This is a genomic window from Mesorhizobium sp. B3-1-8 (assembly GCF_006439495.1).
GTDB lineage: Bacteria > Pseudomonadota > Alphaproteobacteria > Rhizobiales > Rhizobiaceae > Mesorhizobium.
This window is the reverse complement of sequence record NZ_VFTK01000028.1, coordinates 14117-37624: the sequence shown is the minus strand read 5'-3', so window position 1 is coordinate 37624 and position 23508 is coordinate 14117. Positions and strand designations below refer to the sequence as shown.

21 protein-coding genes and 1 pseudogene are annotated in these 23508 nt (G+C 62.8%); 13 read left to right on the top strand and 9 right to left on the bottom strand.

The features are described 5' to 3' along the window. The first annotated feature begins 101 nt into the window (after positions 1 to 101). From FJ424_RS23685 to FJ424_RS23655, 7 genes and pseudogenes are all read left to right on the top strand, one after another. Positions 102 to 287 (top strand): hypothetical protein, encoded by a 186-nt coding sequence (locus FJ424_RS23685; protein ID WP_246677335.1) that lies wholly within the window; start codon positions 102 to 104, stop codon positions 285 to 287. Then, positions 268 to 582 carry a hypothetical protein gene (locus FJ424_RS23680; protein WP_140652398.1) on the top strand — a complete coding sequence of 105 codons (315 nt, stop codon included), beginning with the start codon at positions 268 to 270 and terminating at the stop codon, positions 580 to 582. Before FJ424_RS23685 ends, FJ424_RS23680 begins: the two co-directional genes overlap by 20 nt. A gap of 20 nt (positions 583 to 602) precedes the next feature. Then, positions 603 to 1109: pseudogene (locus FJ424_RS23675) on the top strand (efflux RND transporter permease subunit); the annotation flags it as partial. Next, entirely contained in the window at positions 1093 to 2385 is a 1293-nt protein-coding gene (locus FJ424_RS23670; protein ID WP_140652400.1) for an efflux RND transporter periplasmic adaptor subunit, read from the top strand. The pseudogene FJ424_RS23675 and the gene FJ424_RS23670, both read left to right, overlap by 17 nt. A 4-nt stretch (positions 2386 to 2389) precedes the next feature. Then, the gene (locus FJ424_RS23665) at positions 2390 to 5533 is read left to right on the top strand and encodes an efflux RND transporter permease subunit (RefSeq protein ID WP_140647626.1); all 3144 of its coding nucleotides are present in this window, start codon (positions 2390 to 2392) and stop codon (positions 5531 to 5533) included. 13 nt (positions 5534 to 5546) lie between these two features. After that, complete coding sequence (locus tag FJ424_RS23660) at positions 5547 to 7040, top strand: efflux transporter outer membrane subunit (protein WP_140652402.1); 1494 nt, start codon at positions 5547 to 5549, stop codon at positions 7038 to 7040. Between the two features lie 117 nt (positions 7041 to 7157). Then, the gene (locus FJ424_RS23655; RefSeq protein ID WP_140652404.1) at positions 7158 to 7844 is read left to right on the top strand and encodes an aspartyl/asparaginyl beta-hydroxylase domain-containing protein; all 687 of its coding nucleotides are present in this window, start codon (positions 7158 to 7160) and stop codon (positions 7842 to 7844) included. Positions 7845 to 7876: 32 nt separating this feature from the next. On the opposite strand, the gene FJ424_RS23650 is transcribed toward FJ424_RS23655, so the two are convergent. After that, positions 7877 to 8182: a DUF982 domain-containing protein gene (locus FJ424_RS23650; protein WP_140652406.1), complete on the bottom strand. Its 306-nt coding sequence runs from the start codon at positions 8180 to 8182 to the stop codon at positions 7877 to 7879. A gap of 206 nt (positions 8183 to 8388) precedes the next feature. Here FJ424_RS23650 and FJ424_RS23645 point away from each other — a divergent pair, with 206 nt between their 5' ends. Beyond that, positions 8389 to 9432: an ABC transporter ATP-binding protein gene (locus FJ424_RS23645; RefSeq protein ID WP_140652408.1), complete on the top strand. Its 1044-nt coding sequence runs from the start codon at positions 8389 to 8391 to the stop codon at positions 9430 to 9432. Position 9433: 1 nt separating this feature from the next. On the opposite strand, the gene FJ424_RS23640 is transcribed toward FJ424_RS23645, so the two are convergent. From FJ424_RS23640 to FJ424_RS23625, 4 genes are all read right to left on the bottom strand, one after another. Then, positions 9434 to 11116 carry an iron ABC transporter permease gene (locus FJ424_RS23640; RefSeq protein ID WP_140652593.1) on the bottom strand — a complete coding sequence of 561 codons (1683 nt, stop codon included), beginning with the start codon at positions 11114 to 11116 and terminating at the stop codon, positions 9434 to 9436. A gap of 82 nt (positions 11117 to 11198) precedes the next feature. Further along, positions 11199 to 12173: an ABC transporter substrate-binding protein gene (locus FJ424_RS23635; protein ID WP_140652410.1), complete on the bottom strand. Its 975-nt coding sequence runs from the start codon at positions 12171 to 12173 to the stop codon at positions 11199 to 11201. A 147-nt stretch (positions 12174 to 12320) separates the two neighbouring features. Continuing rightward, the gene (locus FJ424_RS23630; protein ID WP_140647632.1) at positions 12321 to 12557 is read right to left on the bottom strand and encodes a hypothetical protein; all 237 of its coding nucleotides are present in this window, start codon (positions 12555 to 12557) and stop codon (positions 12321 to 12323) included. A gap of 113 nt (positions 12558 to 12670) precedes the next feature. Next, positions 12671 to 13039 (bottom strand): hypothetical protein, encoded by a 369-nt coding sequence (locus FJ424_RS23625; protein WP_140652412.1) that lies wholly within the window; start codon positions 13037 to 13039, stop codon positions 12671 to 12673. A 196-nt stretch (positions 13040 to 13235) separates the two neighbouring features. On the opposite strand from FJ424_RS23625, the gene map reads away from it, so the two are divergent. From map to FJ424_RS23605, 4 genes are all read left to right on the top strand, one after another. Beyond that, positions 13236 to 14063, top strand: a complete 828-nt coding sequence (gene map / locus FJ424_RS23620; protein ID WP_140647634.1) for a type I methionyl aminopeptidase — start codon at positions 13236 to 13238, stop codon at positions 14061 to 14063. 32 nt (positions 14064 to 14095) lie between these two features. Beyond that, the gene (gene radC / locus FJ424_RS23615; RefSeq protein WP_140652414.1) at positions 14096 to 14755 is read left to right on the top strand and encodes a DNA repair protein RadC; all 660 of its coding nucleotides are present in this window, start codon (positions 14096 to 14098) and stop codon (positions 14753 to 14755) included. Between the two features lie 147 nt (positions 14756 to 14902). Next, on the top strand, positions 14903 to 16156 hold the full coding sequence (locus tag FJ424_RS23610; protein WP_140652416.1) for a site-specific integrase: 1254 nt from the start codon (positions 14903 to 14905) through the stop codon (positions 16154 to 16156). 515 nt (positions 16157 to 16671) lie between these two features. Then, complete coding sequence (locus FJ424_RS23605) at positions 16672 to 18033, top strand: DUF6236 family protein (RefSeq protein WP_140652419.1); 1362 nt, start codon at positions 16672 to 16674, stop codon at positions 18031 to 18033. A 31-nt stretch (positions 18034 to 18064) separates the two neighbouring features. On the opposite strand, the gene FJ424_RS23600 is transcribed toward FJ424_RS23605, so the two are convergent. Next, entirely contained in the window at positions 18065 to 19045 is a 981-nt protein-coding gene (locus FJ424_RS23600; protein WP_140652422.1) for a hypothetical protein, read from the bottom strand. Between the two features lie 65 nt (positions 19046 to 19110). Beyond that, entirely contained in the window at positions 19111 to 19701 is a 591-nt protein-coding gene (locus FJ424_RS23595) for a hypothetical protein (protein ID WP_140652424.1), read from the bottom strand. A 135-nt stretch (positions 19702 to 19836) separates the two neighbouring features. Here FJ424_RS23595 and FJ424_RS23590 point away from each other — a divergent pair, with 135 nt between their 5' ends. Continuing rightward, positions 19837 to 20067 carry a transcriptional regulator gene (locus tag FJ424_RS23590; RefSeq protein WP_210239438.1) on the top strand — a complete coding sequence of 77 codons (231 nt, stop codon included), beginning with the start codon at positions 19837 to 19839 and terminating at the stop codon, positions 20065 to 20067. Here the strand turns inward: FJ424_RS23590 and FJ424_RS23585 are convergent. Beyond that, positions 20058 to 20261 carry an AlpA family phage regulatory protein gene (locus FJ424_RS23585; RefSeq protein ID WP_140652426.1) on the bottom strand — a complete coding sequence of 68 codons (204 nt, stop codon included), beginning with the start codon at positions 20259 to 20261 and terminating at the stop codon, positions 20058 to 20060. The genes FJ424_RS23590 and FJ424_RS23585 overlap by 10 nt on opposite strands. 128 nt (positions 20262 to 20389) lie before the next feature. Further along, on the bottom strand, positions 20390 to 23437 hold the full coding sequence (gene traA, locus FJ424_RS23580) for a Ti-type conjugative transfer relaxase TraA (protein WP_140652428.1): 3048 nt from the start codon (positions 23435 to 23437) through the stop codon (positions 20390 to 20392). Positions 23438 to 23508: the final 71 nt, after the last annotated feature.

Genomic DNA, 23508 nt, shown 5'->3' with positions numbered 1-23508 from the left:
ACCCACCCGTTCAAGGGCCGGCCGGTACTTTCTGCGAGTTGGCGGACGCGTCCGCGCGACCGCCAACTCGCATGGAGCGCATTATGATGTGGGAAGCCCTGATGATGCTGCGGCTGCTTGCCTCCCTGGGCTCGCCCTTGACGACCCGCCCCGGCGCCGGCGCCAGGCAGCGGATCGTGTCGAAGCAGGCACTGCAGGGGGCGATCCGGCTGAGCTTCGCCGCTTACCGCCTGTCGCTTCCGATCTCGCCTTCGAACACCGAAAATCATGATCAGAAAATTGCGTAAAAGCCATCTTCTCCTCGTCGCCATACTGGCCGCGGCCGCTGTCGCCGCGATGCTGAAGGCCTATGGCCGCGGCGCGCCGGAGCCGGACGTCGGGAAAGCCGCGCCTGCTCAGGCTGCCACGCTCACCGTTTCGGTGGAGCGGGTCCATCCCAAGGCGGTCACATCGTCGATCAGCGCCACCGGCACCGTCGCCGGCACCGGCACCGGCTTCCTCAATGACGGCAATCTCGTGCGTGTCGCCGCCGGCCAAGCGACGGCTGCCGATGCCGCAAGCGCGGCGGAGCAGACGCGATGAATGCCATCTCCTCCTGGTCGATAGTGGCGCTGCCGCTGTCGGTCGGCGGCGCGCTTGGCTTCCTGCTCGTCACCGGCAAGGCACTTGGCATCTCGCCGTTGATCGGCATACTGATGCTGATGGGCATCGCGGCCAAGAACTCGATCCTGCTCGTCGAATATGCCCTGGTCGCCGAGAAGGAGCATGGCATGAGCCGCTTCGAGGCACTGCTCGACGCCGCCCGCAAGCGAGCCCGGCCAATCGTCATGACATCGATCGCCATGGGCGCCGGCATGTTGCCGATCGCGCTTGGCATCGGCGCCGACGCCGAGACCCGGGCGCCGATGGCGATCGCCGTGATCGGCGGGCTCATCTCCTCGACCGTGCTCAGCCTCGTCTACGTGCCGGTGGTCTACACCTTCATGGACGACATCCAGGGCTTCCTCGTCCGCCACCTCAGCAAGCTGTTGGTCGAAGCGCCCGGCGCGATCGGCCAAGCGGGAACCGCAACTCCAGCGAAAGATCCAGCCAATGCATATCAAGCCTGATCGCTCTCAGTTGCTGGCGAGGCCGCGCCGCCTGTCTTCCTGGGCGGGAATTCTGTGCGCCGCGCTTCTCCTGGCGGCCTGCTCGCAGGAAAAGAGCCAGGTGCCGGCCGGCATGGGTGGTGTCGGCAGGCCCGAGGTCGGCGTCGTCACGCTGCATCCGCAATCGGTTGCGATCACCGCCGAATTGCCGGGCCGCACGGCGGCCTCTCTCATTGCCGAGGTGCGCCCGCAGGTCGACGGCATCATCCAGCAGCGCCTGTTCCAGGAAGGCGCCGAGGTGGTGGCGGGACAGCCGCTCTACCTTATTGACCCGGCGAGCTATCAGGCGGCCTATGACAGCGCCGTCGCCACCCAGCAGAAGGCGGAAGCCGCGGTGCCCACCGCGCAGGCCAAATTCGATCGTTATTCCGGGCTGCTGAAGCAGAACGTGGTCTCGAAGCAGGATTACGACGATGCCGCCGCGACGCTGGCGCAGGCCCAGGCCGATGTCGCGTCGGCCAAGGCCAGCGTCGAGACCGCGAAGATCAGCCTCAACCGCACCTCGATCACCGCGCCGATCGCCGGCCGGATCGACAAATCGTCATTGACGCCGGGCGCGCTGGTCACGGCCAACCAGGAGACGGTGCTGACCACCATTCGCTCGCTCGACCCGATCAATGTCGACGTCACGCAATCGAGCACCAACCTGCTCAATCTGCGCCAGGCGATCAACGAAGGCCGGCTGAAGTTCAGCGGGGCCAATGTCAGCGTCAAGCTGAAGCTCGACAACGGCACCATCTACGCAGAGGACGGCAAGATGGAATTTGCCGGCGCCAATGTCGACCAGTCCACCGGCACCTTCGCGCTCAGAGCCCAGTTCCCCAATCCCGACCGCCTGCTCTTACCCGGCATGTATGTGCGCGCCATCGTCGAGGAAGGCGTAGCCCAAAACAGCTTCCTGGTGCCGCAGCGCGGCGTCACCCGCGATCCCAAGGGCCAGGCGACGGCCATGGTGGTCAATGCCCAGGGCAAGGTCGAGCAGCGTACGCTGAGCGTGCGCAACAGCGTCGGCAACAACTGGCTGGTGGATTCCGGCGTCGGCGACGGCGACCGCGTCATCGTCGAGGGCCTGCAGCTGGTGCGCGCCGGCGGCGACGCGACGGCGGTCGAAGTGACGATCGACGAAACGACCGGCGAGATCAAGGACCGCGAGCAGAACTCCGCCTCAGCCGCCCCCGCCGGCGGCAATGCCGCCGGTGCCGCAAAGCAGCCGGCCTCCGGCGCAACCGGGAACTAAAGCGATGTCGGGTTTCTTCATCAACCGGCCGATCTTCGCCTGGGTGATCGCCATCGTGATCATGCTGGGCGGCCTGCTCGCGCTGCAATCGCTGCCGATCTCGCAATATCCGCAGATCGCGCCGACCACCGTCAACATCAGCGCCACCTATCCCGGCGCCGATGCCCAGACCGTCGAGAACTCGGTGACCAAGGTCATCGAGCAGGGCATGACCGGCATCGATAATCTCGATTACATGACGGCGACGTCGACCTCGACCGGTCAGGCTTCGATCACGCTGACCTTCACCAGCGCCGCCAACGCGGACACGGCCCAGGTTCAGACGCAGAACAAGCTGCAGCTGGTGCAGTCGCAGCTGCCCCAGGTCGTCCAGAGCAACGGCATCACCGTCTCAAAATCCTCGACCGGCTTCCTGATGGTCATCGGCTTCGTCTCCAGCGACGGCAAGATGAACTCGACCGATCTTGCCGATTATGTCGACAGCACCGTCAACGACACCCTGAAGCGCGTCGAAGGCGTCGGCTCGACGCAGCTCTTCGGCTCCGGCTATGCCATGCGCATCTGGCTCGACCCCGACAAATTGGCGCAATATGCGCTGATGCCGAGCGATGTCGCCACCGCCATCGAGGCGCAGAACACGCAGGTTTCGGCGGGCCAGCTCGGCGGCTTGCCGGCGCGCAAGGGCCAGCAGCTCAATGCCACGGTGACGGCCAAGAGCCGGCTGCAAACCGCCGAACAGTTCCGCAACATCATCCTCAAGAGCAATACCGACGGCTCGCTGGTTCGGCTGAACGACGTCGCCAAGGTCGAGATCGGCGCCGAAAGCTACACCACGCAGGCCCATTACAACGGCAAGCCTGCCGCCGGCGTCGCCATCAACCTGGCGACCGGCGCCAACGCCATCAGCACCGCGGAGGCGGTACGCGCGACGATCAATCGCCTGAGCTCGACCTTCCCGCAAGGCGTCGAGGTCGTCTACCCATACGACACCTCGCCCTTCGTGCGCCTGTCGATCGAGGAAGTGGTGAAGACGCTCGCCGAAGCGATCGTGCTGGTTTTCCTGGTGATGCTGCTTTTCCTGCAGAACCTGCGCGCCACCATCATCCCGACGATCGCGGTGCCGGTGGTGCTGCTCGGCACATTCGGCGTGCTCTCCTTCTTCGGCTATTCGATCAACACGCTCACCATGTTCGCCATGGTTTTGGCCATCGGCCTGCTCGTCGACGACGCCATCGTCGTGGTCGAGAATGTCGAGCGCGTGATGCAGGAGGAAGGCCTGCCGCCGAAAGAGGCGACGCGCAAATCGATGCACGAGATCACCGGCGCGCTGATCGGCATCGCCACCGTGCTGTCGGCCGTGTTCGTGCCGATGGCCTTCTTCGGCGGCTCCACCGGCATCATCTACCGGCAATTCTCCGTCACCATCGTCTCGGCGATGGTGCTCTCGGTGCTGGTCGCGCTGGTGCTGACGCCGGCGCTATGCGCCACGATCCTGCGGCCGGCCAAGAACCACGCGACGCAGAAAGGTCCGTTCGGCTGGTTCAACCGCGTCTTCGATCGCGGCACGATCGCCTATCGCGACGGCTCGCACGGCATCATCAACCGGTCGTGGCGCTTCCTTGCCGTGTTCCTGGCCATCGTCATCGCCATGGGCTGGATGTTCGCCCGGCTGCCGAGCTCGTTCCTGCCGGACGAGGATCAGGGCATCCTGATCACCAGCGCATCGCTGCCGGTCGGTGCGACGCAGGATCGCACCGAACGCGTGTTGGCTGAGGTGACGAACCATTATCTGAACGAGGAGAAGGACGCGGTCGAAGGCGTGTTCACCGCTTCCGGCTTCGGCTTCGGCGGCGCCGGACAAAATGTCGGCATCGCCTTCGTGCGGCTGAAGGACTTCGACCAGCGCAAGACGCCGGCTCTCGCCGCATCGGCGGTCGCCGGCCGCGCCATGGGCGCCTTCTCCAAGATCAGGGACGCGCAGGTTTTCGCGCTCGCCCCGCCCGCCATCCAGGGTTTCGGCAACACCAACGGCTTCGATTTCTACCTGCAGGACGTCAATGGCGCCGGCCATGAAGCGCTGATCCAGACACGCAACCAGCTGCTGGGCCTGGCCGCGAAGAGCACGCTGCTCGCCAACACCCGCCCCAACGGCCAGGAGGATCAGCCGCAATTCTCGGTCGATATCGACCAGGAAAAAGCGAGCGCGCTGGGCATCAGCCTTGCCGACATCAACAACACGCTGTCGACCGCCTGGGGCAGCGACTACGTCAACGACTTCATCGATCGCGGCCGGGTGAAGCCGGTTTATCTGCAATCGGACCCGGACTTCCGCATGCAGCCGGAAGACCTCGACAAATGGCAGGTCCGCAACTCCGGCGGCGCCATGGTGCCGTTCTCGGCCTTCGCCTCCAGCCACTGGACCTACGGATCGCCCCGCCTCGAACGCTACAACGGCTCGGCCGCGGTGGAGATCCAGGGCGCGGCGGCGGCGGGCCAAAGCTCCGGCGCGGCGATGGACGAGATCGACAGGCTGGTCGCGCAACTGCCCGCCGGATATTCGCATGAATGGACGGGGCTGTCGCACCAGGAGAGGCTTTCCGGCAACCAGGCGATGTCGCTCTACGCGATTTCGGCGCTGGTCGTCTTCCTCTGCCTTGCCGCGCTTTACGAGAGCTGGTCGATCCCGTTCGCCGTCATGCTGTCGGTGCCGATCGGCATCTTCGGCGCGCTGGCGGCGGCAAGCCTGTTCGGGCAGACCAACGACGTCTATTTCAAGGTCGGGCTGCTGACCACGATCGGTCTTGCCGCCAAGAACGCCATCCTCATCGTCGAGTTCGCCATTGAGCGGCAGTCGGCCGGAATGGGATTGGTCGAGGCGACGCTCGAGGCGGCGCGACAACGCCTGCGGCCGATCCTGATGACGTCGCTGGCCTTCATCCTCGGTGTCACGCCGCTCGCGATCGCCAGCGGCGCCGGCTCCGGCGCGCAGAACTCGGTCGGCATCGGCGTCATGGGCGGCATGATCGCGGCGACCGCGATCGGCGTCTTCCTCGTGCCGCTGTTGTTTGTCACGGTGCGCCGCATCTTCAGGGGCAAGGCGGCCAAGCAGGATATGGGCGGGACACAAGCCACAGCCACTCCGGAATAGAGGTTTCTCTCAAATGTTTGATTTTGAACGCGGTTTCGCGACCGCGAAGGGGCTCTTTTTGCCTGCGCTTGCCGCTGCCGTGCTCTCGGGATGCGTCGTCGGTCCGGATTACCGGAAGCCTCTGCTGGCAATGCCGGCGAGCTGGAGCGGGCAGAAAGCGGCGAACCCGGCCAAGCCGGCGCGATTGTCGAAATGGTGGCAGCGCCTGCGCGACCCCGAGCTGAACGTGCTTGTCGACGAAGCGGTTGCCGGCAATCTCGATGTCGCCACCGCCAAGGCCAAGATCCGCGAGGCGCGGGCGAGCTACCGCCAGTCGGTAGGCACATTGCTTCCATCCGCCGACGGTTCGGCCTCGGCCACCCGCAACAGGGTCTCGGCCACCACTGCCGGAACGACGGCCAGCGAGACCTACAGCCAGTACCAGGCAGGCTTCGATTCCAGCTGGGAACTCGACCTCTTCGGCGCCAACCACAGGGGCGTCGAGGCGGCGAGTTACGGACTGGACGCCTCCGAAGAAGAACTGCGTTCAACCCTTCTCACGCTGGTTGGCGACGTGACCTCGAACTACGTCCAGGCACGCGGCTATCAGGCCCGCATAGCGCTTGCCCGGCGCTCTGCGGCGTCGCAGCGGCAAACCGCCCAGCTCACCCGCACGATGGCTCTGGCCGGCTCGGCGACCGCGGCGGACGTCGCCAAGGCGGATGGACAGGCCAGCGGCACGGAAGCCGGCGTTCCGAGCCTGGAAGCGAGCTATGCCGAGGCTGTGCATCGCCTTTCCGTGCTGACCGGGCGGCCGCCGGCGGCGCTCACCGAGCGCTTGAAGCGCGCCGGACCGATCCCGGCGCCGCGCCTGCCGATCCCGACCGGCATCCCGGCCGACATCCTGCTCACCCGTCCGGACGTGCGCATGGCCGAGCGGCAATATGCGCAGTCCACCGCAAAGATCGGCCAGGCCGAGGCGGCGCGTTATCCGAGCGTCAGCCTGACCGGCGACATCAGCACCACGGCCCTCAAGCTCGGCGATCTCGGCAAGAACTCCACCATCGGCTGGTCCTTTGGCCCCACGCTCAGCGTGCCATTGTTCAACGCCGGCCAGCTGCAGGCGGCCGTGGACGTCGCCAAAGCCCAACGCGATCAGTATTTCGTGGCCTACAAGTCCGCCGTGCTGACGGCTCTGGAAGACGTGGAAAACGCCACGGTTTCGCTGTCGCAAGAGCGCATCAGAAACGGCAAGCTCGCCTCCTCCGCGAAGTCTTATGGCGATGCCGCGCGGCTTGAAGGAACGCTCTACAAGGCTGGAGAGACCAGCCTTCTCGATGTGCTCGATGCCCAGCGGTCGGCCTATTCCGCCGACGACTCCGTCCTGCAAAGCCGCGTCTCGATCGCCACCGATTATATAGCCCTCAACAAGGCGCTCGGCGGTGGCTGGAACGGCGCGATCGACACCGCCAGGCCCGAAATCATCGATGTCCGCACCGGTCCGCGGCTGGCATCGAAGACGCAATGACCGGTGAGCCGTGCTGCCTATCCGTCACGAACGGCCCGAACAAATTCCCGTGAGCCATGCCCACAAGCAATATCCCACTATATACCCACTACATAATAGCGTCGTTGAGGTAATGAGATGTCAGGCGCCTACGATCTGGGAACCAATCTGGTCCGCCGTATCTATGAGAAGCGCATAGATGCACCGGCCATTCTTGATGCCGGCACGCATTTTCCCAATGCCGCGAAGTTCACCGCCGCCTGGCGGGATATCCGCGACGAGGCGCTGGCGGCGAAGTTGAGCAACGCGCCGCGCTTCCACGACATCATGCCGGAGCAGGCCGATATCTCGGCCAATGACGGTCTCGACTGGCGCATGTTCGTGCTCAAGGCCTATGACATGACGGTCCCGGAAAACCTCGCGCGCATGCCGGTCCTGAGCCGGCTGCTTGCGGAGTGCCCAGAGGTCAAATCGGCAGCTGTCTCATTCCTGGCCCCGTGCAAGCACATCCCGGCGCACCGCGGACCTTTTCGCGGCATCATGCGGTTCCATCTTGGCCTGGTCATCCCGAAACAGCCGGACGGCCGTCCGGCAACGATCATGATGATCGATCACGAGGAACGGCGCATCGCCGACGGCGAGTGCATGCTATGGGACGACACGTTCGAGCACGAGGTTATGAACAACTCGGATCAGCCCCGCGTCGCTCTCCTCCTCGACGTGTGGCGCCCGCAAATGCCGCTGGACATGGAAATCCTGTCGCGCGTGATCGTGCGCGGCGTGCAGGTGGGGATGCGCTATCGTGGCGTGTCGTTCGGCGGCTGAACCAGTTGCAAAGGCTCAAAGCGCGCCGCGCTTTAAGCGCGCGCCTCGCGATACGTCCCTGTCGCGCTGCCACGCTTGCCGGGGAACATCGCGTCCCTCGCCAGCAATCCGCTGACGCGGCAGAAGGCAGCGAACGCGCGGCAGGCTTCCTCGGCGCTGGCCACGTCGACCGTCGCGCCGAAACAGGCGTTGAACGCGGCTTCGAAGACCTTGCCCTGCCGGCGCTTCGGCCAATCCTGCAGGAAATCGAGCGCCTGCTCGACGCTGTAGATTTCCTCGACCGGCAGGCCGGGCGCGGGCGTGATGCGCACCGGCACCTCGAATTGCAATCTGTCCATTCCCTGTCTCCCGAACTGGCGCAGCCCTGAGCAACGCCGCTCGATGTGAAAAGTTGCTTTTGCGGCCTTCTGACTCGCAAATGTGACCTCAGTGCGGTGAAGAGTCGGTGCGGCGGATCGGCGTCAGTCCGGATCGGTACCGGCTGCATTGCCAATGCCGGATTTCCACCGTATTGCCGGCCATCACAGCTGCCGCGGGCGAAAATATGAGCGAAATCCGGGTCGAGTCTCTGGTCAAGCGCTATGGCGGCACCACCGCGCTGGACGGCGTTTCGCTGGCCTTTCCGCAGGGATCTTTCACGGCGCTGCTCGGCCCTTCCGGCTGCGGCAAGACGACGATGCTGCGGTTGATCGCCGGCTTCGAGGCGCCGAGCGAAGGCCGCGTTTTCCTTGGCGATGCGCTTGTCGCCGACCCGAAGCGGCAGCTGCCGCCGGAGGCGCGCAATGTCGGCGTCGTTTTCCAATCCTACGCGCTGTGGCCGCATATGGATGTCGCCGAAAACGTAGCCTATCCGCTGAAGGCCAGGCATGTTCCCTCCGCCGCCATCCCTGCCCGCGTCGCTTCGGTCCTCGATATCGTCGGCCTCGGCGGCTTCGCCAAGCGCCGCATCGACGAGTTGTCGGGCGGTCAGCGGCAGCGCGTCGCGCTGGCCCGCTGCCTGGTCGCCGAATCCGGCATCATCCTGTTCGACGAGCCGCTCGCCAATCTCGACATGCATCTGCGCGCGGCCATGGTCGATGCCTTCCGCGATATCCATCGCCGCACCGGCGCGACCATCCTCTATGTCACGCATGACCAGGCCGAGGCCCTGGCGCTTGCCGACCGCGTCGCTGTGATGAGCAAAGGCCGACTGCTGCAGGCGGCACCCCCGCGGGAAATCTATCGCTCTCCCGCCGACGCCGCTGTTGCCGGTTTCGTCGGTCGCGGCAGCTTGGTCTCAGGCAACACCGTCGGCCATTCGGACAAGGCCTCGATCATCGATATCGCCGGCCACCGGCTCACGGCGCGCAGCCACGACAAACCGGCCGGTGCGGTCAAGGTCCTGCTACGCCCGGAAGCCTTGCGCATCGCGGCCGAGGGACTGCCCGCGACGGTGCTGGACAGCGTCTACCGCGGGCCGGTGCATGAAGTGCGGCTGGCGCTCGCCGAGCCCGGCCAGCACCTGCTCGTCGACAGCGCGGAGGCACTGGCGGCGGGACAGCGCGTGCATGTCGCCGTGTCCGACGCTTGGGTGGTGCCGAGCGCCTGATTTAGCGCCAGGGCAACACGCCGGCCGGCAAGCGGCGCCCGAACCGATCAAGCGCCAGCAGCAGCGCGATCACGACGACGATCGTGGATACCGCGATTGCCGCTGCCTGCGTGCCGAGTCCCGCCTCTTCCAGGCTGAACAGCACGACGCCGAGCGTTTCCTTGCCGCTCGACCACAGCAGCGCCGAGACCGTCAATTCGTTGAAAGCACTCATGAACACCAGCAGCCCGCCCGCCACGGCCGCGGGCGCCGCGAGCGGCGCGGTGATCGTTGCGAGCCGCCGGAATGGACCGGCGCCGGACACCGCCGCCGCCTCTTCGAGATCGCGCGGAATCTGCCCGACGGCCGTCGTCACCGGTTTCATTGCCAGCGTCAGGAAGCGCATGGCGTAGGCGACGAGGATGATCGACGCGGTCGCGTAGAGGCTGCCGATCAGCGGCAGCGGCCGCAGGAACAAAAGGATGCAGGCGATCGCCAGCACCACGCCGGGGATCGTATAAGGCAGGTCGACGATGCCGCCGAGCATACGCCGCCAGCGCTTGTCGAAACGTTCGAGCCGCGCGGCCATCGGAATGACGCCAAGGGCGAGGATAAGCGCCGCGCCGCCTGCAAAGAGCAGCGAATTGCGGAAGGCCCGCGCCGTGGACGCCTGCCGGACAAGCACTTCCACATAGTTGGCGATCGTTGCCGTCCGCGGACTGAGCGGCACGCCGAAGGACGGCACCAGCGACGTCGCCAGCAACGCGCAGGCCGGCAGAATGAGGATCAGGCCGATGACCAGCCAGCCCGCGCCGGCGAGCGGCATGCGCAAGCCTCCAAGCTCGAATTGCGCCGGCGTGCCGGCAACGATGCGATGCCCGGCGCCGCGCAGCGCCAGCGACTGGAAAACCATGCCGGCCAGCGCCAGGGCGCCGACCAGCACCGACAGCGCCGCGATCTGCGGCAGCACGCCGGGCCCGAAGCTCGACAGGTCCTGGTAGATCAGCGTCGGCAAGGTCAGATAGTTGACGGGCATGCCGAGCAGCGCCGGTATGCCGAAATTGCCGACGCCGGAAACGAAGGCGAGTGCTGCGGCCGCCACGACATAAGGGCGCACCACAGGCAGCACGATGGTCCGCAACACGGCGACAGGCCTGGCGCCGCAGGAGCGCGCCGCCTCGACCAGATCGCGCGGCACGCGCGACAGCCCTGCCCGCATGGTGATGAAGACGATCGGCGCATGCTGGACGCCATAGAGAAGGATGATGCCGCCACGGCCAAGCATGGGATTGCCGGCCCCGGGCGCAGGCGCCAGCCCAAGCATACCGAGCAGCGTGCTCGACGGGCCGAAGAGATGCAGCCAGGCGAGCGCGGTGACCTGCGGCGCGATCATCAGCGGCAAAAGCAGAAGAAACCCGAGGATCTTTCGTCCCGGCAGATCGGTCATCGTCACCGCGACGGCGAACGGAATGCCGAGGCAAAGCGCCAGCAGCGCGCCGAAAAAAGCCGTGTCCAGCGTGTGCCACATCGCCTTGAGCGCGGCAGGACTGGCAAGCCGCCCGGTGAAGGCGGCGAAATCGGCCTCGCCGCCCGGCGCGATCGCCGCAAGCACGAGACGCGCCATCGGCAACAGGCAGAGCACGGCGATGACCAGCAGGACGGCCAGCGCCGACAGACGCTGGCCGAATATCGGGCCTGACGCCATGAAGCCGCCGGCCCGCGGCGACGCCACGCCCCGCCTGGCGATGTGATGTTCCGCGGAGGCCAAAGTTTCCCTTCCGGGCCGCTTACTGGCTCATCACCGCGCTGAACTTTTCCTTGTTCTGGGCATCATTGGCGAGCGCGGCCGCCGCATCATAGTCGAGCACCTTGATCGAGGCGCGGTCCGGATAGCCGGCCGGCAGCGCGACGTCGGCACGGGCCGGGATGTAGCCCATCTTGGCCGCCACTTCCTGCCCGTCCTTCGACAAGAGGAAATCGACGAAGGCCTTGGCGGCTTCCTTGTTCTTGGCGGTGGATAGGATAGCGACCGGTTCGGTGACGGCGGACACGCCTTCCTTCGGGAAGACGAACTCTACCGGCGCGCCCTTGGCCTTCTCGCGGATCGGCATGTAGTCGACGATCATGCCGAACAGCTTGTCGCCGCCGCTGACGGCCTTCAGCACGTCGCCATTGCCGCCGCTGGCCTGCGCGCCGTTCTTGGCGAGCGCGCCATAATAGTCCCAGCCCTCCGGCAGCTTGCCGGTCAGCGTCACCGTGTGGATCATCGCCGCGCCCGAGGTCAGCGGACTGGGCATCGCGATCAGGCCCTTGGCTTCCGGCTTCTTCAGGTCTTCCCAGCTTGTCGGCACGAAAGGCGCCTTGGTGTTGTAGACGATGCCGGTGGTGATCAGCTTGGTCGAGAAATAGGTCTTGTCCTTGTCGTAGAGCGCCGCGTCGAGGCCGTCGACCTTGGCCTCCGGATAGGCGAGCAGCCGGCCTTCCTTCTTCAGGCCTTCCATGGTCACGACGTCGGCGATCAGCAGCACGTCGGCCTGCGGCTGGCCGGCCTCGATCTCGGCGTGCAGCTTGGCCAGGATCTTCGGCGTCCCGTCGCGCACCCAGTCGACCTTGATCCCCGGGTTCTTCGCCATGAAGGCGTCGACGGTCTGCTGGGCGTCGGTGTTCGGCTGGCTGGTGTAGAGCACCAGCGTGCTGTCGGCGGCGGCGGCTCCCGCTACGGTGGATGCCAGCAACATGGCGGCGAAAACGATCTGGCGCATGGAAATACCTGTTGTTGATCAAGGCTGGGCAAAGTCCGGCAGGCGCCGGGGCTGGAAAACCTGAGTAAGGCCGCAGGATAACCATTGTGTGACAGGGCAACGCAACTCGCATCGCCCTGCCCTTGCCCCTGCTCGGTATCATCGGTGCTACTGGTTTGCCGGGTCAGTCTCGGCATCATAGGCCATGCGGGTAACCACCATCAGCACATAGGCCGACGGCAGCGCGAAGATGGCGCCGAGCATGATCGCCGCCGTTCCTTCCATGCGAAGGGTGGCGGCAACGGCCCAGTAGACGGTGCCGATGCAGATTACCGCCTGGACTGCCAGAAAAGAGGCCGCGGCAGCCGCGCGGGTAAGCGTCTTGAACGTCTTGATGCGTTGCATTGAACGGAATCCGAACTGACGCGCACGCAACCGGCGGACGGCCGGCGGCTGTCGCCGGATCGCGACGCGGAGGAATGTCTTTGATTTGAATGCCGCGCTCGGCGGCCAAGGCCTTACGCGGCGGGCGGCCCGCGTGGCTGGTTGGTGCGCGAAGCTGCTGCGCTTGCCGATACCGGCGCGACGCCCATTTCGGCCGGCAATACATGGCCGATAAGCAGGAAATCGGATGCGGGCGCGAGCACGCCGGGATTGCCACTGACGAGCTTGATCGGCAGTGGCCGGCCGGCCCGGATTTCAAGCGCCTGCGCCTTGCCGGTCGTTCTGAGCAGCGCGATCATGTCGCCCTGGCGAGCGGCGCTGACGCTGGAACTGCCCGGGAGCGAAACGGTCGACGCGGAGATTTCGGCCTGCGCGAAGCCCAGCAGCGCGAGCATCAGCAGCGCCATCAGGCCCGCGCAAGCGGTCCTGACCGGCAGCAGCATCGGTCTTTCGCGTTCAGGTGCCGTCAAGGCAATCTCCGGACATCAGGACGGACCTAACCCATGGAATGGCCGAAGGAAAGCCGCAATGGACGCCGCAATCGCACTTCGTCCTTGAACCTTGCGGCTTCCGGTGCCAAATCTGGAGCAGATTTTCGCATTCGGCTCCTTTGGAGCCAACGCCGGCAAACGGACAAAAATGGTTACCTATCTCGACGCCTCCACGGCCCCCCTTCGAAATACCGGCCAGATCCGCCTCTATGGCGAGGAAGGTTTTGCCGGCATGCGCAAGGCCTGCGACCTCACGGCGCGCTGCCTTGACGAACTCGTGCCGATGGTGAAGCCCGGCGTGACGACGGAAACGATCGACCGCTTCGTCTTCGAATTCGGCATGGACCATGGCGCGCTGCCGGCGACGCTCAATTATCGCGGCTACACCAAGTCGTCCTGCACCTCGATTAACCATGTCGTCTGCCATGGCATTCCCGACAACAAGCCGCTGAAGGAAGGCGACATCGTCAACATCGACGTCACCTATATCCTCGACGGCTGGCACGGCGATTCCTCGCGCATGTATCCAGTGGGCACGATCAAGCGCGCCGCCGAGCGCCTGCTCGAGGTGACCTATGAGTGCCTGATGCGCGGCATAACCGCGATCAAGCCCGGCGCCCGCACCGGCGCCATCGGCGCCGCGATCCAGACCTATGCCGAGGCCGAGCGCTGCTCGGTGGTCCGCGATTTCTGCGGCCACGGCGTCGGCCAGCTTTTCCACGACGCCCCGAACATCCTGCATTACGGCACAGTCAATGAAGGCGTCGAGATGCGGCCGGGCATGATTTTCACGGTCGAGCCGATGATCAATCTCGGCCGCCCGCATGTGAAGGTGCTGTCCGACGGCTGGACGGCGGTCACGCGCGACCGCTCGCTGTCGGCGCAATACGAGCACACGATCGGCGTCACCGACACCGGCTGCGAGATCTTCACGCTGTCGCCGAAAAAGCTCGACCGCCCCGGCCTCCCAGCCTAGTCTCAGCCGAGGCCTGAGGGGAGCGGGCGAGCATGGGGAAAGTCGAGGACGAGCGGGCGTTCTTTTCCGAAGGCTGGATCGAGCCGCCCAAGACGGCGCCGAAAAAGGCCACGGCAGCAGAAAAGCCCCATTATCACGGCCATCGCGACCGTCTGCGCGAACGCTTCGTCGCCGGCGGACCGGACGCCCTGCCCGACTATGAACTGCTCGAACTGCTGCTCTTCCGGCTGATCCCGCGCGTCGACACCAAGCCTATCGCCAAGGCGCTGATCGCCCGCTTCGGCTCGCTGGCCGAAGTGCTCGGCGCGCCGGCACCCTTGCTTGAAGAAGTCAAAGGCATCGGGCCGACCGTCGCGACCGATCTAAAAGTCATCGCCGCCACCGCCCAGCGCATGGCGCGCGGCGAGGTGCGCGGCCGCGAAGTCCTGTCCAACTGGACGCAATTGCTCGACTATTGCCGTTCGGCCATGGCCTTCGAGGCCCGCGAACAGTTCCGCATCCTGTTCCTCGACAAGAAGAACGGGCTGATCGCCGACGAGGTGCAGCAGACCGGCACAGTCGACCATACGCCGGTCTATCCGCGCGAGGTGGTGAAGCGGGCGCTCGAACTCTCCGCCAGCGCCGTCATCCTGGTGCACAATCATCCCACTCGGCCCTTTTCAATCACGCACGATCACGCTTTAGCACGTTGATACATATTGCTTTTTCGACTTGTCGCAGAGTCGGACATTGTGGCATATTGGGGTCGGTTTTAGGGGGATCCAGGCCCGTTTTGAACCCAACCGCAGACCCCTACTACCCGTCAGCCGATCCCACTCGAAAGCCTACGGGAGACCCCAGTGCCAAGCCTTACCGATGGAGAGATTCGCCACGCTTTGAAGCAGGTCGAGGAGACCAGTAAGCAGCAGAACCTTGTCGATGGCGAGGGCCATGGAACAGGCCGCCTCGTTCTAGTGATAAAGCCAATGCCGACCCGCATAACGGCGGACTGGATGGCCCAGCAGTGGCGAGACCAAAAGCGTCTCAAGAAAAAGCTCGGCTCGTATCCGTCAATGAGCCTCAGCCAGGCTCGCGAGATTTTCAGACGCGACTTCGCCGATATGATCCAGAAGGGACGCAGCATCAAGATAGCCGGCGACACGCGACCCGGCACCGTCGCCGATCTGTTTGAGGCTTACGTCGCGTCGCTTAAGGCAGATGGAAAACCGTCTTGGAAGGAGGCCGAAAAGGGCTTGAACAAGATCGCCGATTCGCTCGGTCGCAACCGCCCTGCCCGCGACATCGAGCCTGACGAGATCAGGGACCTCATTCGCCCGATTTATCAGCGAGGCAAACGGTCTATGGCGGATCATGTTCGCAGCTATATTCGATCGGCATACAGTTGGGGGCTGAAATCCGAGCATGACTACCGCACAACCTCGGTCCGTCGCTTTCGTCTCGTCTACAATCCAGCTGCGGGCATTCCAACCGAACCGAAAAAAGTTGGAACGCGCTGGTTGGATGAGGAGGAATTTATCCGTCTCTATCATTGGCTCGAATCTCCCGATGCGCCAGTCCACCCCCCTTACACGCGTGCCGTAAGAATTCTTATGCTGACCGGCCAGCGCGTCGAGGAGATCGCTCGGCTACACGTCGATCAATGGGATGCGGCCGAGCGCATTATCGATTGGTCCAAGACCAAGAATGGAAAGCCTCACGCCATCCCCGTGCCCAAGATGGCGGCGGAACTTATCGGGTCGATCAAGCCGAATGAATTTGGCTGGTTTTTTCCATCCGCGACCGACCCGTCCAAGCCGGTCAGCCATGGCACGCTCTATTCGTTCATGTGGCGCCAACGCGATCGCGAGGTCATCCCCGTCGTGACAAACCGCGATCTCCGGCGAACCTGGAAGACGCTTGCCGGCAAGGCTGGGCTCTCAAAAGAGATCCGAGACCGATTACAGAACCACACTCTGCAGGACGTCAGTTCCAAGAGCTACGATCGCTGGAATTACATGCCGGAAAAGCGTGCCGCCATGGCGCGGTGGGACAAGTTTGTCCGCGATATCCTGGTGAAGAAGAAGCGTAAAGCCACCTTCAAGGAAGCTGCGTGACGGCATCACATCTGTGATCGCTGGCAGACGTTTAGAGCTTCACAAAGAAACAGACCTCCGAAGGCAGAGGTCACAGGTTCGGATCCTGTCGGGTGCGCCATTTTTATATCGTAAAACGGGTAGGTTAGCGAGACCTTTTCTCGGCGAGAGGTCGCCGCGAAGCACGTCGCGGAAGCACCACGGAAGCAGTCGAACGCGCCTTGGTTAGCCCTTAGACCGATCAACGTCCAGTCAGGCACCAATTGCCCGGCCAAACTGACCGCCGGCAGGGGCAAGAACTACGGGTGCTGCGGTAACGATTTCGAGCCGTGCGCCATTCGACGCCATCGCGCTGCTCAGTGACGATGACAATCGCTGTCCAACTATGCGCCGAGGTAATATTCCGATAATTGGTCTGCAGCGAGGTTGACAAGAAGGCGACACCGAACGGTATTTACTCTGAGCCGCTCGGGACAGCCATCCCTTGCTCTTTACGCACATGATTATTTGATCTGTCTTTTAGGAGAGGCCCTAGATTGAGCACGGAACGCAGTCGTCAGCGCGCCTACCAACGGTCGATCGAAGATAGCACCTCCTCGAAGGTAAGAAAGTACCACTTCACTACCTTGTCACCCACCCGCGTTGACAACGGTGGGTGGAGCGGAGTCGTTTTGCCACCGTACTACAAAAAGACGGGCCCAAAGGGGATCATATCACTGGGTACCCGGTACAATGTACACGGCGTTGTTGCACATCTATTTTTTTGGGAGCGCGCAGCTATCCCAAGGCCTAACAAGAGCGCGCAAATACCAGACGAGTTCGAATTGGTCGATTATTGTCATAATGAGATACTTTCTCACCCGACAAATGACAAGGCTTTTTCGTTTAGCTCCGAAACCATGTTTGACAGTCCCAATTTCAACAATCGCACGACCGTTCGGCGATCGGAAATCCTGGATACGTCGGATATTGAGTGGGAGAACCAGGTTCAGACCTTCTTTGCTCTTGAGAAGAGAAGTCCAGGATCATGGGCGCTGGCGGATCCATTTTTCCAACACCGCAAACTAACTAGTGGCCGATCTCTTTTAGTTAGACTTTATGATGCGGTTCCAGTCCCGGCAGCAGGCGTAGAACTGTTGCAGATTGTGGAGTTTAAGGATCGTCATCGTGATGAATTAAAAGCGCTCCGGTCTCAACTGAATAGACTATTCTTGAAGATTGAAAGAGCAAAAGAGGGCGACTTCGCTTTCGCGGTTGAATTTTCTGACTTGAAGGGCGCAATTGCTGATTTGATTCATTGTATGGAGCGGCGGCGTCTTCCAATGACTCTTTCCAGCATCGATGCTCGTATGATATGGGACTTCGACTATCGCGCGCCGGTCGCTGCCGGGCTTGCAGTTGGAACCTTTGCTGGTTTGAAAACCGCGCTACTCGCTGCAGCCGGAAGTGCAGTAGCGAACCTTCTTCCGCGCGCGGAAGCGTCGATATCCCCGGGAAGAGTGAAGAGCACGGGGAACCCACTAGCCTATGCCTATCTAATTTCACGAGAGTTTGGGCGCGAGTTCAGCCTTGAGAGCTTAGACTCTATTAATTTGCTGAAGCCCTATCAGGAATCCGGAACCAAAACCGAAATGAAAGTTGAGTTGCATCGCTCTAGCAATAAAGCTCGAGAGATTTCTCCGCCAAGACGACAGAAGGTGCGACATGGTGAACGATTCGTTATAGAAATATACTTCCCGTCAGGCCTAACACTTTACTATGCGGAAAATGAGGAAACCATATTTATTGAGAATGCAAAGGAATTTGACAGCTATGAAGAAGCGAATCGTTTCTTAAATGAAAACATAGAACGCTTGGGGCGTGGTGGCGGAGCTGCATCAATTTACGTAGTAAAATGATCGCAAATATTCAAAGAGATTCAAACTTCAACTATGAGCGTGGCGGTGAAATTACAACGTCGACCCGCTCAAGACCCGTCTTGGGGCCGGAGAGGTCTGACTGTATCGCGGCGGGGTTTTTTAGCGCACATTCGGGGTCGTAGATGAGGCAGATAACTCGATCAACCTCCTTGTTGCCACCGTAGTCGAGGAAGTCAGTCGCCAACTCTCCTTTGATTTTCTTCGCATCCGAGGCTTTGCGAGCGAATTTCAGCTCGATCATCGTCCGGAGGGGTTTGAGAAAGAATTCGCACCGCCCAGATGACCCCGCGACTGAGGGACTCCACTCCTCGTCGCGAATGTCGGGCACATAAGCGGCCAGAATCGATCGAAACAGGTACTGGCTGTCCCATTCGTCGTTGATCTGGAAGGTCGCGCCGTTGTGAGGGTGGTGCTTAAGGCTCAGTACGGCCTCGTGAAACCGACGCGCCAACCCCACAATGAGGTTGAGGTCCGCTGTTTCCGGGCCGATTATGTTGGTGGGTGCCGCTGGCCTCTTATCCAGCACGTAGTCGACGGCTGCGAGGGTATTGCGAACCTGGCGCCGAGCGACGTCGACCAGATAGGGTACCCCGTCCTTCCCCTGTTCCTTGGCCGCCTCTTCGTCGAGTTCGTCGGACATGGTCTGGATCCAAGCCCTGTAGTTCACCAACTCGGCCTCGAAGACTTCTGGCGAGGGGAACGACTCGTTGGGAATCTGGGCAGAGGCCGCAAACTCAGCGGATCGATGATAGAGAGCGGTAATGATGCTCTTGCAGCTCGTATACCAGCTATCGCGCGGGGCGCGATGGTGCCCGCGCAGTTCTTCCATCGCCCCATTAAAATCTTCGTGGATAGCCAACCGTGCCTTCTGCAGATACTCGAGGCTCCAAACCGCCCATTCCATTTTGTCCATGTTATTGATCCCTGGTGCGTCCGGCCGGACGAACAGGGCGCTTTTGTAAGGGTTCAGAGTCGGCGGGTCGAGCGACAATTTGGGCCTGGGCTCCGAAATCGCGCAGGACCAAATCCACGTTCATTACGGCCTGGTTTCTTTCTCTAATCCGCTTCGATGACAAACGCCGACCGTCGCGTCAAACGAGGGTCAGCAGCCCGGCCCTCTCGGCCGACCAAGTCGGTCGCCACCGCTTTGTAACGCGCACAGTCCGCCTGGACTACCGATCGCTCAGGCCGTTTAAGCGGCAGGCTGCCAGCGATTTCCTTCAAATCGGCAAGGACCGAAGCAATATGTGGCCAGGGAAAGTCTGTTGGATCGTCGATGTCACGATCTGCGCCAACAATAATTTCGAGCTTGGCGACAATGCCAAGAAGCGACCTCGCCTGTACATGGGGGACTTTGTCTTGAAGCTTCAAGGCAGCAGTCGTGGCCTCGACTTCCGCGTGGCAGGCGATCGAATAGCCGACCTTCTTATCCATCGCGTCCGGGGCCGCAGCGTCGAGAACGCGCCTCTCTAGACGTTGCTGGAGTCGGCAAAGGATCTGCGAGACATGCTGTGCCCGCAACCAGCCTTGGAGCAGCGCAAGAGCCGGGTCCGCATCGTCGAAACGATCTTCCCCGTTCGCCCTCAGCCGTTGCCCTCGCCCGTGCGTGACGCAAGGCAAAGTCGTGCTATTGTCGGAATCAGCCATGATCCGAGCTCCTCAACAGCTTTGGCGTGGCCAGGCCGGATTGGTGTTGCATCACCCATCCGGCCGCCAAGTGAAACCGAGACTACACACAGTGCATTATCTAAGCAACCAAAATCACCATAAAATGGTGATTTTATGAATCCGGTGCAGTGCCGCATGGCTCGGGCTGCATTAGGATGGGGTGTTTTAGACCTCTCAAAAGAAGCCAAAATATCGACCCAGACGATTGTTCGCTTCGAAAGAGGCGAAGCGTTGAAGCAATCGACTGTGGAACTGATAAGAAGCACGTTCGAAAGCGCCGGCATTGAATTCATTCCAGGGAATGGCGGCGGCCCTGGAGTTCGTCTGTCTCGCAATCAGAAATGACGCTTTTTTCGCCATGCAACAGGATCAGCGATCCATCGATTGACATCGGATTCCCGCCAGCCTGCCCCGTTTATGCTGATCTTGATCTGGGCCGGGAACGTGCCTTCGGCAATTTTGCGATAGATGGTTGAGCGGGACAGGCCGGTCCGGTCAAGGACAGTTCTGAGGCGGATGATGCGATCCGGTTCGGACATAGCTCGCCTGCTTGTCAGTGGTTGTTGCTGGTATCTGCTGGGACAGACAGGACGGAGCTAGCGCTGGACGCAATCAGGATTGTGGCTTCAGCCGCCCGCGGCGTGGAAACGGCGGCAATCCGGAGGGTTCAGATTCCGATGCCGCGTCCCCTTCCGATGCCATGGCTGAATGCGAGCTCCGCCCCGAGTCGGCGGCCGGAATCAGTGTGAATGCCAAGCTCGCGCTTGCGGTTGGCAAGGAGCGATTCAAGCTGCGGATCGCGTTCGAGGCTCTTCGCCATGTCGGACATGGCCGTGCGCGTTGACTTGTAGCCGGACATGTCGCCGGCCTGGTATTGGCGCTGGCCCGTCCGATCGAGCTTTTGCCAACGTTCAACGAAACGGTCTGCGCGGCGGATCGGATCGATGTCCAGTCCGGTGCGGATTTCCGTCTCAAGCTGGAGCGCAAGCACGATGCGATTGACGCGGCCGGTCGCCGCCTCACGGACAAGCTCGGGATTCTTGACATAGGCCGCTTCGGCATCGCGCCAGCCATGCGGGCGAACCTTCTCAAAAGCGCTGCGGGCCTCTCTCAATTCTCGGATCTGTTCGGGACTGCCCTGCCCATCCGCATTTCCAGTGCTGAGGATCGCGTCGAGCGCACGCGCGTGACGCACAAGCGCCTTGGTGCGAGCGCTACGCAACGCCGCTTCCGCGTCCACCGGCACACCCGCCTCGCGCTGCGCTCCCCTGGCGGAAGCTTCTCTTCCGGGCGTGGGGCCGGCATCGCCACTTTGCCCTCCACCGTCTCCTCTTTCCGGCCGGAGCCCACGGTCCTGACTGGGCTCCGCTTCTCCAGGCGAACGCAACCCGTCGACCAGCCCGCCAATCCTCTCGCGCAGCTTCTCCGGAACGATCCGGCGCACGATCTCGACCACACGCTCGCGGAAGGTGATACCGCGCCGTTCGGCATAGCTCTGCGCCGAGTCGATCTGCTCGTAATCCGACGCCATGTCCTTGGCGCGGTCGCGTGACAGCGTACGGACGAGGCGTTCGCGGGTTGTGAAGTCGTCGCTGCCGTAATGCAGGTCCATCCTGTCTCGATGCCGCGACAGTGCGACGTAGCTGCCATGCGCATCCATGCCTGGCGTTGCCAGCACATGGACGCGGTCAACGGTCATGCCCTGCGCCTTGTGAATGGTCGCGGCATAGCCGTGGTCAAGGTGGGGATAATCTTTCAGGTCAAAGCGCACCGACCTGCCATCGTCAGTGCGCACGGCCATACTTTGTATGCTGACCTCTTCGATCACACCAAGCGTGCCGTTCTTGACGCCGAGCGACCGCTCGTTGCGCAGGAACATGACACGGTCGCCGCCCGCAAAGTTTCTTGCACCGCGTTCGACTGTGATCTGAACATCGACGCCAAGATCGCCGGCGGCGCGCATGCGCTCGCGCGCAGCCTGGTTGAGCGCACGCACCTCGTCGTTTGTATGGGTGAGAATGATCCGGCTTGCCTGGGGCTCCGCCTGCCTGTCGCGGTCCCAGCGCTCGACGAGTTCAGATCGCGCTTCGTCGCGCGTTGCAGCCTGAAGCACCATGCCTTGCGCATCGTAGGCGCTGATTGCGGCGCCGATCCTGCCGGTTGCCAGGTCGCGCGTCGCGTCGCGCTGCCAGTCCTCACGCTGCCGGCGCACCTGGCCGATTTCGATACCGCCATGACGCTCGTGGATCGAACGGAATGCGGCGCCGGCTTCGATTGCCTGCAACTGCTGCGGATCGCCAACCAACACGACCTTTGCGCCGACGTCCGCCGCATGGGAGAGCACGCGCTCCAACTGGCGCGTGCCGACCATGCCAGCCTCGTCGATCACCAGGACATCGCGCCCGGTGAGCAGATCGCGCCCCTGTCCCCAATTATGTTCCATGCTGGCGATCGTGCGAGACGGGATGCCGGATCCGCCTTCCAGATTCTCAGCGGCAATCCCGGAGAGTGCCGCACCCCGGACCTCATAGCCCGCCGCTGCCCATGCCTGGCGTGCAACACCCAGCATGGCGCTCTTGCCGGTTCCGGCAAAGCCGACAACGATACCAAGACCGCGGCCATCGGTGATGTGATCCAGCGCATCGGTCTGCTCGCCTGACAGAAGAAGGCCGCGTTGCGTTGCCCGCGCCAAAGCTGTCTCGCGGTGTGCGCCACTCACCGCATGACGTTCCTGTCCGGCCATGCGTTCCGCCGCGCGATGCAGGCGCTGTTCGGTCTCGATCATCTGCCGGGTGGTGAAGCGATCTTCTCCGCGTCCATCCTTGCCGAGTTCGACCAGATCGGGCGCGTTGCCGATGGCTGCCACCACCTCGTTGAACTGCTCCATTCCATCGCTGTGGCGATGTGCGAACTTCGCAATGTCTTTTCGCGTGAAGGTCGATTGCTGATGCGTGATTGCGTCCAGCGCCACGGATGGATCGGCAATGATGCGCGCGCCATTGTTGCGTGCGATCTCGCGATGCAGTTCGGCGCGATCTGCTTCAATGCCGGCAGCGTCAAGGCCACCGCCCTCAATGCGTTGGGCCGGCGCACCAATTTGGGTTTGCGGCTCCAGGGCAATGCCCTGCGCTTCCAGACTGCGATGATCGATGCGGGCGTCGATGTCGAGTTCGGCAAGGCGCTCATTGGCAAGCTCGGCCCATCGCTCGCGCCAGCGCTCGACAAGCTCGGTGCTGTTCCAGTCGCGCACCTTTGCGCCAAACCCGTTCTCGTCCACGGACCGCATGGCGAGCATGACATGAACGTGCGGCTTGGGACTGCCATCTTCTGCCCTGTCCCAATGCACATTGAGATCGGCGACCATGCCCCGGCTGACAAACTCGGCGTGTACGAAGTCGCGCGCCAGCTCGATGCCTTGCGCCTGGGTGAGTTCACGCGGCAGGGCAAACTCCACCTCGCGGGCAAGCTGCGCATCCTTCCTGACCTCGAAGGCCTCGACATCGTTCCACAGCCGTTCGCGGTCGCTCCACGCATCCGGCGCATTGTCCGGCAGCATCACCTCGGAATGAACGACGCCGCGCTTGGCCGAGAAGTCATGCGTTCGTTCGATCCGCTCGTCGCGCAGCCGCGAAGCCGAGCGATACGCGGCCGATGCCACAGCACTGCTCCCAGCCTTGCGGCCAATGACCTTGACGTGAAGATGATAGATCGCCATCGCGACCAGATCATTTGCACGCCAAAGCGCACGTCGGCACGACGTATAAGCGCGCCCTCCCTCGAAAAAAT

Excerpts from the sequence above, each read along its gene's own strand:
- FJ424_RS23685 (WP_246677335.1), top strand. The coding sequence starts at position 102 with ATGATGCTGCGGCTGCTTGCCTCCCTGGGCTCGCCCTTGACGACCCGC.
- FJ424_RS23680 (WP_140652398.1), top strand. The coding sequence starts at position 268 with ATGATCAGAAAATTGCGTAAAAGCCATCTTCTCCTCGTCGCCATACTG.
- FJ424_RS23670 (WP_140652400.1), top strand. The coding sequence starts at position 1,093 with ATGCATATCAAGCCTGATCGCTCTCAGTTGCTGGCGAGGCCGCGCCGC.
- FJ424_RS23665 (WP_140647626.1), top strand. The coding sequence starts at position 2,390 with ATGTCGGGTTTCTTCATCAACCGGCCGATCTTCGCCTGGGTGATCGCC.
- FJ424_RS23660 (WP_140652402.1), top strand. The coding sequence starts at position 5,547 with ATGTTTGATTTTGAACGCGGTTTCGCGACCGCGAAGGGGCTCTTTTTG.
- FJ424_RS23655 (WP_140652404.1), top strand. The coding sequence starts at position 7,158 with ATGTCAGGCGCCTACGATCTGGGAACCAATCTGGTCCGCCGTATCTAT.
- FJ424_RS23650 (WP_140652406.1), bottom strand. The coding sequence starts at position 8,182 with ATGGACAGATTGCAATTCGAGGTGCCGGTGCGCATCACGCCCGCGCCC.
- FJ424_RS23645 (WP_140652408.1), top strand. The coding sequence starts at position 8,389 with ATGAGCGAAATCCGGGTCGAGTCTCTGGTCAAGCGCTATGGCGGCACC.
- FJ424_RS23640 (WP_140652593.1), bottom strand. The coding sequence starts at position 11,116 with ATGGCGTCAGGCCCGATATTCGGCCAGCGTCTGTCGGCGCTGGCCGTC.
- FJ424_RS23635 (WP_140652410.1), bottom strand. The coding sequence starts at position 12,173 with ATGCGCCAGATCGTTTTCGCCGCCATGTTGCTGGCATCCACCGTAGCG.
- FJ424_RS23630 (WP_140647632.1), bottom strand. The coding sequence starts at position 12,557 with ATGCAACGCATCAAGACGTTCAAGACGCTTACCCGCGCGGCTGCCGCG.
- FJ424_RS23625 (WP_140652412.1), bottom strand. The coding sequence starts at position 13,039 with ATGCTGCTGCCGGTCAGGACCGCTTGCGCGGGCCTGATGGCGCTGCTG.
- map (WP_140647634.1), top strand. The coding sequence starts at position 13,236 with ATGGTTACCTATCTCGACGCCTCCACGGCCCCCCTTCGAAATACCGGC.
- radC (WP_140652414.1), top strand. The coding sequence starts at position 14,096 with ATGGGGAAAGTCGAGGACGAGCGGGCGTTCTTTTCCGAAGGCTGGATC.
- FJ424_RS23595 (WP_140652424.1), bottom strand. The coding sequence starts at position 19,701 with ATGGCTGATTCCGACAATAGCACGACTTTGCCTTGCGTCACGCACGGG.
- FJ424_RS23590 (WP_210239438.1), top strand. The coding sequence starts at position 19,837 with ATGAATCCGGTGCAGTGCCGCATGGCTCGGGCTGCATTAGGATGGGGT.
- FJ424_RS23585 (WP_140652426.1), bottom strand. The coding sequence starts at position 20,261 with ATGTCCGAACCGGATCGCATCATCCGCCTCAGAACTGTCCTTGACCGG.
- traA (WP_140652428.1), bottom strand. The coding sequence starts at position 23,437 with ATGGCGATCTATCATCTTCACGTCAAGGTCATTGGCCGCAAGGCTGGG.